At 65.6% G+C, this 11,244-nt stretch carries 11 protein-coding genes and 2 pseudogenes; all 13 read left to right on the forward strand.

Annotated elements, in window-relative coordinates:
• Positions 1-201: pseudogene (locus Q0W90_RS19745) on the forward strand (threonine synthase); the annotation flags it as partial.
• A gap of 139 nt (positions 202-340) precedes the next feature.
• On the forward strand, positions 341-1,291 hold the full coding sequence (gene thrB, locus Q0W90_RS19750; protein WP_297599058.1) for a homoserine kinase: 951 nt from the start codon (positions 341-343) through the stop codon (positions 1,289-1,291).
• 266 nt (positions 1,292-1,557) lie between these two features.
• A complete protein-coding gene (rho, locus tag Q0W90_RS19755; RefSeq protein WP_297697478.1) occupies positions 1,558-3,411 on the forward strand; it encodes a transcription termination factor Rho in 1,854 nt (617 codons plus the stop codon).
• 176 nt (positions 3,412-3,587) lie between these two features.
• Complete coding sequence (rpmE, locus tag Q0W90_RS19760) at positions 3,588-3,830, forward strand: 50S ribosomal protein L31 (protein WP_297697477.1); 243 nt, start codon at positions 3,588-3,590, stop codon at positions 3,828-3,830.
• A 99-nt stretch (positions 3,831-3,929) separates the two neighbouring features.
• Positions 3,930-5,012 (forward strand): peptide chain release factor 1, encoded by a 1,083-nt coding sequence (gene prfA / locus Q0W90_RS19765; protein WP_297598855.1) that lies wholly within the window; start codon positions 3,930-3,932, stop codon positions 5,010-5,012.
• A gap of 46 nt (positions 5,013-5,058) precedes the next feature.
• Positions 5,059-5,925, forward strand: coding sequence for a peptide chain release factor N(5)-glutamine methyltransferase (prmC, locus tag Q0W90_RS19770; RefSeq protein ID WP_366521378.1), 867 nt, complete (start codon positions 5,059-5,061; stop codon positions 5,923-5,925).
• On the forward strand, positions 5,918-6,577 hold the full coding sequence (locus tag Q0W90_RS19775) for an L-threonylcarbamoyladenylate synthase (protein ID WP_297598851.1): 660 nt from the start codon (positions 5,918-5,920) through the stop codon (positions 6,575-6,577). Before prmC ends, Q0W90_RS19775 begins: the two co-directional genes overlap by 8 nt.
• Positions 6,578-6,605: 28 nt before the next feature.
• A pseudogene (rfe, locus tag Q0W90_RS19780) lies at positions 6,606-7,812 on the forward strand (UDP-N-acetylglucosamine--decaprenyl-phosphate N-acetylglucosaminephosphotransferase).
• Positions 7,813-8,028: 216 nt separating this feature from the next.
• Complete coding sequence (locus Q0W90_RS19785; protein ID WP_297598850.1) at positions 8,029-8,523, forward strand: ATP synthase subunit I; 495 nt, start codon at positions 8,029-8,031, stop codon at positions 8,521-8,523.
• Positions 8,516-9,274, forward strand: coding sequence for a F0F1 ATP synthase subunit A (gene atpB, locus Q0W90_RS19790; RefSeq protein WP_297598848.1), 759 nt, complete (start codon positions 8,516-8,518; stop codon positions 9,272-9,274). The genes Q0W90_RS19785 and atpB overlap by 8 nt, the downstream gene beginning before the upstream one ends.
• Positions 9,275-9,358: 84 nt before the next feature.
• Positions 9,359-9,607, forward strand: coding sequence for a F0F1 ATP synthase subunit C (locus Q0W90_RS19795; protein ID WP_024636915.1), 249 nt, complete (start codon positions 9,359-9,361; stop codon positions 9,605-9,607).
• A 9-nt stretch (positions 9,608-9,616) separates the two neighbouring features.
• Positions 9,617-10,150 (forward strand): F0F1 ATP synthase subunit B, encoded by a 534-nt coding sequence (locus tag Q0W90_RS19800; RefSeq protein ID WP_297598846.1) that lies wholly within the window; start codon positions 9,617-9,619, stop codon positions 10,148-10,150.
• A gap of 6 nt (positions 10,151-10,156) precedes the next feature.
• Positions 10,157-11,244 (forward strand): F0F1 ATP synthase subunit B/delta (locus Q0W90_RS19805; protein WP_297776088.1); only part of this gene is annotated, 1,088 nt, incomplete at its 3' end.

Below are 11,244 nucleotides of genomic sequence, written 5' to 3' on the forward strand. Positions count from 1 at the left end.
GTCGAACCCGCCTCGGCGGCCAGCATCGCGGGTCTGCTCAAGGCCGTCGACGACGGCTGGGTGGCCCGTGGGTCGACGGTGGTGTGCACGGTGACCGGAAACGGGCTGAAGGATCCCGACACGGCGCTGCGGGATATGCCCACCGTGACTGCGCTGCCTGTTGATCCGGTTTTGGTGGTCGAAAAGCTGGGGCTGGCCTAGTGGCGATCGCAAGTGCGGCGAAGCCGGGCGCAGCGGGTCGTCACGTGTTGGGCTGCGTGGCGATCGCAAGTGCGGCGAAGCCGGGCGCAGCGGGTCGTCACGTGTTGGGCTGCGTGGCGATCGCAAGTGCGGCGAAGGGCTGTTGGTGACCTCCATGCTGCCTGCCGGGCTGGCGGCCACCGCCGTGGTGTCGGCGTCCAGCGCTAACCTCGGCCCGGGTTTTGACAGCATCGGTCTGGCATTGAATCTTTGTGACGAAATCACTGTCGAGACAACTTCTTCCGGCCTCGTGGTCACGGTCGAGGGGGAGGGCGCCGGCCAGCTGCCGGTAGGCCCCGACCATTTGGTGGTGCGCGCCCTCGAACGCGGCCTGCAAGCTGTCGGGGCCCGCGCCCCGGGGCTGGTGGTGCGCTGCCGCAACGCCATCCCGCACTCCCGGGGTCTGGGCTCGTCCGCGGCGGCGGTGGTCGGCGGCCTTGCGGTCGCGAATGGCCTTGTCGCACAAACCGATTGGCGACTACTCGACGATACCCAGCTGATTCAGCTGTCGTCGGACTTCGAGGGTCATCCCGACAACGCGGCGGCCGCCGTGCTAGGCGGTGCAATCGTTTCGTGGGTCGACAGCAGCGGTGAACACCCCCAGTACGCGGCGGTGCCGCTGCGGCTTCACCCCGATATCCACCTGTACTGCGCAATCCCCGAGGAACGCTCGCTGACCGCGGAGACTCGCGTGCTGCTGCCCGCGCAGGTCAGCCATGACGACGCACGCTTCAACATCAGCCGCACCGCGTTGCTGGTGGTCGCGCTCACCGAACGGCCGGACCTGCTCATGGTGGCCACCGAAGATGTGTTGCACCAGCCGCAGCGGGCGCCGGCCATGCCCGCCTCGGCGGAATATTTGCGGCTGCTGCGGCGTCATAACGTGGCAGCGACACTTTCCGGGGCCGGTCCATCGCTGATCGCGATGACTACGGCGGCGGAGTTGCCCACCGAAGCGGTGGAGTACGGGGCCACGAACGGATTTGCCCTCGTCAAGATGGCCGCCGGCGAACGAGTTCGCTGGAGCCCGGGAGTCACCGTCGCGCATTGATCAACAGCGTGGCCGGAGGGTTTGCTTGCTTCCGGCAGGGATGGGGGCTATCCTCGGAGCCGTCCAGCAATCGCAGCATCTGCATCTGCATCCATACTGCCTTGCCGCTAGGACGACACCAATTCTTCTTGTGGACGAGGTTCGCCGTTTACTCCGCCGATCCAGGCGATCACCGTTGCAAAGTCGATGATTGGGCGCACTCGGCGATTTGCTGAATGCAACGAACCCCCCGTATGACGTGATCAGCGGGGGAAGAAAGGAAATCCGTGACTGATACGGACCTGTTCACGGCTGGCGAAAACACTGACGCCAATCAACTGTCTAATGCCGTGACCGCAGACACTCCCGACGCGAAGACAAACGCCTCGGCCGGTGCCTTGTCCACCATGGTGCTGCCCGAGCTGCGCGCGCTGGCTAACCAGGTCGGCGTCAAGGGGACGTCGGGTATGCGTAAGAACGAACTGATCGCCGCGATCAAGGAAGTCAGGGGACAGGCCAACGGCGCTCCCGCCAATGGCACGAAGTCCGCTGAGGCCAGCGGTAAGTCGGACACCAAAGACACCGACACCAAAGACAACAAGGACGACAACAGCGCTGAAGCGCCGGCGGCCAAGGAAGGCCAGAACGGTGCAACAACCGAGGCTCCCCGCCGCGAACGGCGCGGCGCGTCCCGCGACGCGGGATCATCCGCCCGCGGCAACGACGAGACCGATCGCGAGCGCGCCGCAGGCGGCCGAGCGGCCGAGGCCGACAGCCGCGACCGAGGCAAGCAGGACAACCAGAACGAAGAGCGCGGCCAAGGCGGCGGCGACCAGGATCAAGGCTCGGGCGGCCAGCAGGGGCGTGGCGGGTCGAACCAGCAGGATGACGACGGCGAAGGACGCGGGGGCCGGCGGGGACGCCGCTTCCGCGACCGCCGGCGCCGGGGCGAGCGTTCCGGAGAGGGCGGCGATACCGAGCTCCGCGAGGACGACGTCATCCAGCCGGTGGCCGGCATTCTCGACGTCCTGGACAACTACGCATTCGTGCGCACCTCCGGCTACTTGGCCGGTCCGCACGACGTCTACGTCTCGATGAACATGGTGCGCAAGAACGGCCTGCGCCGCGGTGACGCGGTGACCGGCGCGGTGCGGGTGCCCAAAGAGGGCGAGCAGCCCAACCAGCGGCAGAAATTCAACCCGTTGGTGCGTCTCGACAGCGTCAACGGTGGACCGGTCGAAGACGCCAAGAAGCGACCCGAATTTTCCAAGATGACGCCGTTGTACCCGAACCAGCGGCTGCGCCTGGAGACCACCCCTGACCTGCTGACCACGCGGGTTATCGATCTCATCATGCCGATCGGTAAGGGCCAGCGCGCGCTCATCGTCTCCCCGCCCAAGGCGGGTAAGACGATGATTCTGCAGGCCATCGCCAACGCGATCACCAAGAACAACCCAGAATGCCACCTGATGGTCGTGCTCGTCGACGAGCGGCCCGAAGAGGTCACCGACATGGCGCGCTCGGTCAAGGGCGAGGTCATCGCGTCGACCTTCGACCGGCCGCCATCGGACCACACCGCGGTCGCCGAGCTGGCGATCGAGCGTGCCAAGCGGCTCGTCGAGCAGGGCCAGGACGTCGTGGTGCTGCTGGACTCGATCACCCGTCTGGGCCGCGCATACAACAACGCGTCACCCGCGTCGGGCCGAATCCTGTCCGGTGGTGTCGACTCGACCGCGCTGTACCCGCCGAAGCGTTTCCTCGGCGCGGCACGCAACATCGAAGAAGGCGGTTCGCTGACCATCATCGCCACGGCGATGGTCGAGACCGGTTCCACCGGTGACACGGTCATCTTCGAGGAGTTCAAGGGCACCGGTAACGCCGAGCTCAAGCTGGACCGCAAGATCTCTGAGCGGCGGGTCTTCCCGGCGGTCGACGTCAACCCGTCCGGTACTCGTAAGGACGAATTGTTGCTCTCGCCCGACGAGTTCGGCATCGTGCACAAGCTGCGCCGCGTGCTGTCGGGTCTGGATTCCCACCAGGCCATCGACCTGCTGATGTCGCAGCTGCGCAAGACGAAGACCAACTACGAGTTTCTGGTCCAGGTGTCCAAGACGACACCCGGGAATATGGATAACGACTAACGTCGCACGCCTCGGCCCGCCGGGAATGTGCGGGCGCAACTCGGTGTTTGGGCAGATGGCGGTTGACCTGGCATAATCGAGCGTCGACTGCCCGGAGCCGCCTTGTGGTTCTGAGCCCACGCCCGACGGCCGGATCCCTGCGGGGGACCAGGGCGACAACGATCGAAGAGGACATCATGAAAACTGACATTCATCCCGCCTACGGGGAGACCACCGTGCTCTGCGGATGCGGCAACACGTTCCAGACGCGTAGCACCAAAGACGGCGGCCACATTACGGTCGAGGTTTGCTCGCAGTGCCACCCGTTCTACACAGGCAAGCAGAAGATCCTGGACAGCGGTGGCCGCGTGGCGCGCTTCGAAAAGCGCTACGGAAAGCGGAAGGCCGGAGCCGAGCAGGCTGAAGCGGCCGACAAATAGCTGCCTTACCGACGCCCGAACTGTGCGTGCAGTCGCACAGGCCGGGCGTCGGTTTGCGTTTGCGGTAGTGACAGGCGACGGCGGGGCAGGAGGTGTGGCATGACAAAGCCGGTACAGACCATTGACGTGCTGCTGGCCGAACACGCCGACCTCGAACAACGGTTGGCCGACCCCGAATTGCACAGCAATCCCGACGAGGCCCGCAAGGCCGGACGCCGGTTCGCCCGGCTGGCCCCGATCGTCGGCACCTACCGCAAGCTGATGGCCACCCGCGACGACCTCGAGGCCGCACGCGAGCTGGCCGCCGACGACGATTCGTTCGCCGCCGAGGCGACCTACCTGGAATCCCGGGTGGCCGAGTTGGACACTCAACTCACCGACATGCTGGCACCGCGTGACCCGCACGACGCCGACGACATCGTGCTCGAGGTCAAATCCGGTGAGGGCGGCGAAGAGTCGGCATTGTTCGCCGCCGACCTGGCCAGGATGTACATCCGGTACGCCGAGCGGCACGGCTGGACCGTCACCGTGCTGGACGAAACCACCTCGGACCTCGGCGGTTACAAGGACGCGACGCTGGCTATTTCTAATAGGGCAAGCGATGGCTCCTCGGCCGACGGGGTCTGGTCGCGGATGAAGTTCGAGGGCGGGGTGCACCGGGTGCAACGAGTCCCGGTGACGGAATCCCAAGGCCGCGTTCATACTTCGGCGGCGGGCGTGCTCGTGTATCCCGAACCGGAAGAAATCGGTGAGGTCCAGATCGACGAGTCGGACCTGCGCATCGATGTCTACCGCTCTTCGGGGAAGGGCGGCCAAGGTGTCAACACCACCGACTCCGCGGTGCGGATCACGCATTTGCCCACCGGAATCGTGGTCACCTGCCAGAACGAGCGTTCGCAGCTGCAGAACAAGGCACGGGCGCTGCAGGTGCTGGCGGCTCGCCTGCAGTCATTGGCCGAAGAACAGGCGTCGGCGGATGCGTCGGCGGACCGGGCCAGCCAGATCCGCACGGTGGACCGCAGCGAGCGCATCCGCACCTACAATTTCCCGGAGAACCGGATCGCGGACCACCGCATCAACTTCAAGTCACACAATCTCGATCAGGTGCTCGATGGCGACTTGGACGCCCTGTTCGACGCGCTGGCCGCCGCCGACAAGCAGAGCCGGCTGCAACAAGCATGACGTCCCGGCGACGATGCAGAGTGAAGCGATGAGGAGGAGCGGGACAATCGAGCTCAGTCTGCGGCGCGCGATCGACGATGCGACGGCCACCCTCGCCGAAGCGGGAATCGATTCGGCGCGTTGGGATGCCGAGCAACTGGCCGCGCACCTGGCGGGCGTCGACCGTGGCCGCCTGGCCCTGCTCGAATCGCCCGGTGAGGAATTTCTCGGACGGTATCGCGCGGCGGTGGGCGTTCGTTCGCGACGCGTGCCGTTGCAGCATCTGCTGGGAACGGCCGCGTTCGGGCCGGTGCTGCTGCACGTCGGTCCCGGCGTGTTCATACCGCGACCCGAAACCGAGGTCATGCTGGAGTGGGCCGCCGCGCAACAACTTGCGCCACGGCCCACGATCGTCGACCTGTGCACCGGGTCCGGTGCTTTGGCGGTGGCGCTGGCCCACCATCGCGCCGCGCTTGGGCAGGAGGCGCGAATCGTCGCCGTCGACATCTCCGATGCCGCGCTCGAGTACGCGCGCCGTAACGCTGAGGGCACGGGGATCGAGGTGGTGCGGGCCGATGTCACGCAGCCGGGCCTGCTGCCGGAACTGGACGGACGGGTCGACTTGGTGGTGGCCAACCCGCCCTATGTTCCCGACGGTGCGGTGCTGGACCCTGAAGTCGCCCAACATGATCCCCGCCAAGCGGTGTTCGGTGGGCCGGACGGTCTGGCGGTGATCGCGCCAATGGTCCGGCTCGCCGGGCGCTGGCTGCGCCCCGGGGGACTGATCGGCATCGAGCATGATGACACCACCTCCCCCGAGACGCTGGAGTTATTCGACCGCACAGGACTTTTCGAGGATGTCCGGGCGCGGCAGGATCTGACCGGCCGGCCACGATTCGTGACAGCCCGCAGGAGGAGCGGCGCCAATGGCTGACATCTTTGACTGCGCCGATCCCGACCAGCGTGCCCTCGGAATCGCCGCGGCGGCAGGAGCTCTCAAGGGTGGCCGGCTGGTGGTCATGCCGACCGACACCGTCTACGGCATCGGCGCCGACGCCTTCAACGGCGCGGCGGTGTCGGCGCTGCTGTCGGCAAAGGGGCGGGGCCGAGACATGCCGGTGGGCGTGCTGGTCGGCTCCTGGCACACCATCGAGGGACTCGTCTACACCATGCCGGACGGTGCCCGCGATCTGATCCGTGCATTCTGGCCGGGCGCGCTCAGCCTCGTGGTGAGACAGGCGCCGTCGTTGCAGTGGGATCTCGGCGATGCCCGCGGCACCGTGATGCTGCGGATGCCGCTGCACCCCGTTGCCATCGAGCTCTTGCGTGACGTCGGTCCCCTGGCGGTGTCCAGCGCCAACATCTCCGGCCGGTCGGCCGCCGTCGATGCCGACGGGGCGCGCAGTCAGCTCGGCGACCTCGTCGACGTCTACCTCGAAGCGGGGCCGTCCGAACAGGGCGCAGCCTCCACGATCGTGGACCTGACCGGTGCCACGCCGCGCATCCTGCGGCCGGGTCCGGTGAGCGTGGCGCGGATCGCCGAAGTGCTCGGTGTAGATCCGGAGAGCTTGACCGCCCAGGCCTGACTGGAGCGGTTGTCGAGGTCCCAGGTTTGTGCAGTACGGTCTCGTTGGTGTCCAGCGATGTGACCAACCTTGCCGGTGGTTTGCTCGCCCTTTCTGACCGTGGCGCCGGTGTTCCGCTACGCGAGCTGGCGTTGGTGGGATTGACCGCGGCGATCATCACCTACTTCGCAACCGGACCGGTACGGGTGCTGGCTACCCGGCTGGGCGCCGTCGCTTATCCGCGCGAGCGCGACGTCCATGTGACGCCGACCCCGCGCATGGGTGGGCTGGCGATGTTTCTCGGCGTCGTCTCGGCCGTCTTCCTGGCCTCTCAGCTTCCGGCGCTCACCCGCGGCTTCGTCTACTCCACCGGCATGCCCGCGGTCCTGGTGGCCGGCGCGGTCATCATGGGGATCGGGCTGATCGATGACCGCTGGGGGCTGGATGCTTTGACCAAGTTCGCCGGCCAGATCACCGCGGCCAGCGTGTTGGTCACCATGGGCGTGGCCTGGAGCGTTCTGTACATCCCCATTGGCGGTGTCGGCACCATCGTGCTCGACCAGGCCTCGTCCATCCTGCTGACACTGGCGCTGACCGTATCGGTGGTCAACGCGATGAACTTCGTCGACGGGCTCGACGGTCTGGCCGCCGGGCTGGGACTCATTACCGCGTTGGCGATCTGCATGTTTTCGGTCGGGCTGCTCCGTGACCACGGCGGCGACGTCCTGTTCTATCCGCCGGCCGTGATTTCGGTGGTGCTCGCCGGGGCGTGTCTGGGATTTCTGCCGCACAACTTTCATCGCGCCAAGATCTTCATGGGCGACTCCGGCTCGATGCTGATCGGCTTGATGCTCGCCGCGGCTTCCACGACGGCGGCCGGCCCCGTCTCGCAGAACGCCTACGGCGCCCGCGATGTGTTTGCCCTGCTGTCACCGTTCCTGCTGGTGGTCGCGGTCATCTTCGTGCCGATGCTCGATTTGCTGCTGGCGATCGTGCGTCGCACCCGCGCGGGCCGCAGCGCGTTCAGCCCCGACAAGATGCACCTGCATCACCGATTGCTGCAGATCGGCCATTCGCACCGCCGCGTGGTCCTGCTGATCTATCTGTGGGTCGGCATCGTCGCGTTCGGCGCGGCGAGCACGATTTTTTTCCGCCCCCGCGACACCGCCGCGGTCATGCTGGGCGCCATCGTGGTCGCCGGCATCGCGACCGCGGTCCCGCTCTTACGTCGGGGCTACTACTACGACGAAGAGTAGTAGTGGGGGCCTGTGCTGTGGTACGGTCCAGGTAGAACCCCAAAAAGCCGCACAGGCGACCGGTCCATCGGAGGCGAATCCGATAGGGCTGGTTCAAGACCGGCCTCGGGAGATACCCCTTGGGTGATTCAACTGTGACGTGCGATACGCTCGGCGGGCCACCGATCAGTCGGTCGAGGGGTTCCCGTTTCACCAACCTGGGATTGAGGTGCTGCAGTGACGACACCAGCGCAGGACGCGCCGTTGGTGTTTCCCTCTGTTGCTTTCCGTCCGGTTCGGCTCTTCGCGATCAGCATTGCCATCACAGCGGTGGCGGTGCTCGCCGCCGGATTGTCCGGTCACCTGATGGTCGGCGTCTTCTTCGGGATCGGACTGCTCCTGGGTTTGCTCAACGCCGTACTGGTGCGTCGCTCCGTTGAGTCGATAACCGCCAAGGATCACCCGCTGAAAAGGTCGATGGCGGTCAACTCGGCGTCACGGCTGGCCATCATCACCGTCACCGGGCTGATCATCGCCTACGTCTTCCGGCCCGCCGGGCTGGGCGTGGTGTTCGGATTGGCGCTTTTCCAGGTCCTATTAGTGGCATCGACGGCGCTGCCGGTGTGGAAGAAGCTGCGCGCCGGCGACTGGGCGGAGTCCGCGGACGGTGCCGACGGCGGCGTCATCGCAGGATCGGAAGGAACGGAAGGAAGGAACACCCCCGATGCCTGAGACGACGTTCCTGGCCGAAGCCGCGATCGAGGTTGGCGACCACAGCCACGCCACCTGGCTCGGCATGACCGTCAACACCGACACGATCCTGTCGACGGGGATCGCCGCGCTGATCGTGCTCGCGCTGGCCTTCTTCCTGCGGGCGAAGATCACCTCGACCGGCGTCCCGAGCGGCGTTCAGTTGTTCTGGGAGGCCATCACGGTCCAGATGCGCGATCAGATCGAGGCCGCGGTCGGAATGCGGATCGCGCCGTTCGTGTTGCCGCTGGCCGTCACGATCTTTGTGTTCATCCTGATCTCCAACTGGCTCTCGGTGCTCCCGCTGCAATACACCGACGCCTCCGGGCACACCACTGAGTTGCTGAAGTCGGCGGCGGCGGACATCAATTACGTTCTGGCACTGGCTCTTTTCGTCTTTGTCTGCTACCACGTGGCCGGTATCTGGCGTCGCGGAGTCGTCGGGCACCCGCTCGCCGTCCTCAAAGGCCACGTCGCGTTCTTGGCGCCGATCAACCTGGTCGAGGAGCTGGCCAAGCCAATCTCGTTGTCACTCCGACTTTTCGGCAACATCTTCGCCGGCGGCATCTTGGTCGCGCTGATCGCGCTGTTCCCGCCCTACATCATGTGGGCGCCCAACGCGATCTGGAAAGCGTTCGACCTGTTCGTGGGAGCGATACAGGCCTTCATTTTCTCGATCCTGACCATCTTGTACTTCAGCCAGGCCATGGAGATCGAGGATCACCATGACTAAAGCCACCATGAATTGTTTTGTCCCACGCACCATTACAGAGGCCTGGTAGACCCCTACCAGATATCAAGGAGGATAAGAATGGCTCTGGACCCCCAAGTCGCTGCCGCTGCACTCATCGGCGGTGGACTCATCATGGGCGGCGGCGCGATCGGTGCCGGTATCGGTGACGGTATCGCCGGTAACGCGCTGGTTTCCGGGATCGCCCGGCAACCCGAGGCGCAAGGCCGGTTGTTTACGCCGTTCTTCATCACCGTCGGTCTGGTTGAGGCGGCCTACTTCATCAACCTGGCCTTCATGGCGCTGTTCGTCTTCGCCACGCCCGTCGGCACCTAGTTCGCTGTGATGGGTGACGCGAGCCTGAGCGTTCTGGCATCCAGCCAGGTGGTGGCAGAGGGAGGCAACAACTTCCTCGTTCCCAACGGCACCTTCTTCTTCGTGCTGGCCATCTTCCTGATCGTGCTGGCCGTCATCGGTACATTCGTCGTGCCGCCGGTCATGAAGGTGTTGCGTGAGCGCGACGCGATGGTCGCCAAGACGGCTTCCGACACCAAGAAGGCGACCGAGCAGTTCGAAGCCGCCCAGGCCGATTACGAAGAAGCCATGACGGAGGCCCGAGTGCAGGCGTCGTCGTTGCGCGACAACGCGCGCGCCGAGGGCCGTAAGGTCGTGGAAGATGCGCGCGCCCGGGCCGAGCAAGAGGTGATGTCGACGTTGCAGCTGGCCGCCCAGCAATTGAAGCGGGAAAGGGACGCCGTGGAACTGGATTTGCGTGCCAACGTGGCGCCTATGTCGGCGACGTTGGCCAGTCGAATCCTGGGTGTCGACGTCGCACCCGCTGCAGCGACCACATCCGCAACCAAGACATCCGGACGGTAATTACGTATGTCGACTTTCATCGGCCAGTTGGTGGGCTTTGCGGCCATCGTGTTCCTGGTGGTGCGTTACGTGGTGCCACCGGTGCGTCGTTTGATGACCGCGCGGCAAGCCACGGTGCGCCAACAATTGAAGGACGCGGCCGCGGCGAGCGATCGGTTGACCGAGTCGACCACCGCCCACAGCAAGGCCGTGGAAGACGCCAAGGCGGAATCGAAACGTGTTGTCGGAGAGGCAGAGTCGGACTCCAAGCGCATCACTGAGCAGCTGGGGACCCAGGCCGGCGTCGAGGCGGAACGCATCAAGACACAGGGCGGCCGCCAGGTCGACCTGCTGCGTACCCAATTGACCCGTCAGCTCCGTCTGGAACTCGGTCACGAAGCGGTGCGCCAGGCCGGCGAGCTGGTGCGTAACTTCGTCGCTGACTCCGCGCAGCAATCGGCCACCGTGGATCGTTTTCTGGACGATCTCGACGCGATGGCGCCCGCAATCGCCGATGTCCAATATCCGTTGATGACCGAGATGCGCTCGTCCAGCCGTCTCGCGCTGACCAACCTGTCGGAGCGGTTCGGCACCATCGCCAAAGACCTTGACAACAAGGGGCTTTCCACCCTATCTGGTGAACTGGTCGCGGTGGCCCAGATGTTGGATCGCGAAATCGTCATCACGCGGTATCTCACGGTGCCCGCTGAGGACGGGGCCCCCAGGGCCCGATTGATCGAGCGGTTGTTCACCGGCAAGGTCGGTGACCCCGCCCTCGACGTTCTGCGCTCAGCCGCCTCGGAGCGGTGGTCGGCCAACTCCGACTTCATCGCCGCCCTCGAGCACGTGTCGCGGCAGGCCTTGCTCGAAGTCGCCGAACGTGAGGACAAGGTCGACGAGGTCGAAGAACAGCTGTTCCGGTTCTCGCGCATTCTGGAGGCGCAACCGCGACTGGCCATCTTGTTGGGTGACTACGCCGTTCCGGTCGAAGGCCGAGTCGGGCTGCTGCGCAAGGTGCTGGACAGCGCGAACGCCAAGGTCAACCCGGTCGTGGCCGCACTGTTGACCCAGACGATCGAACTGCTCAGGGGCAGGCCGGCCGAAGAGGCCATTCA

This window comes from Mycobacterium sp., from assembly GCF_025933915.1.
Classification (GTDB): Bacteria; Actinomycetota; Actinomycetes; order Mycobacteriales; family Mycobacteriaceae; genus Mycobacterium.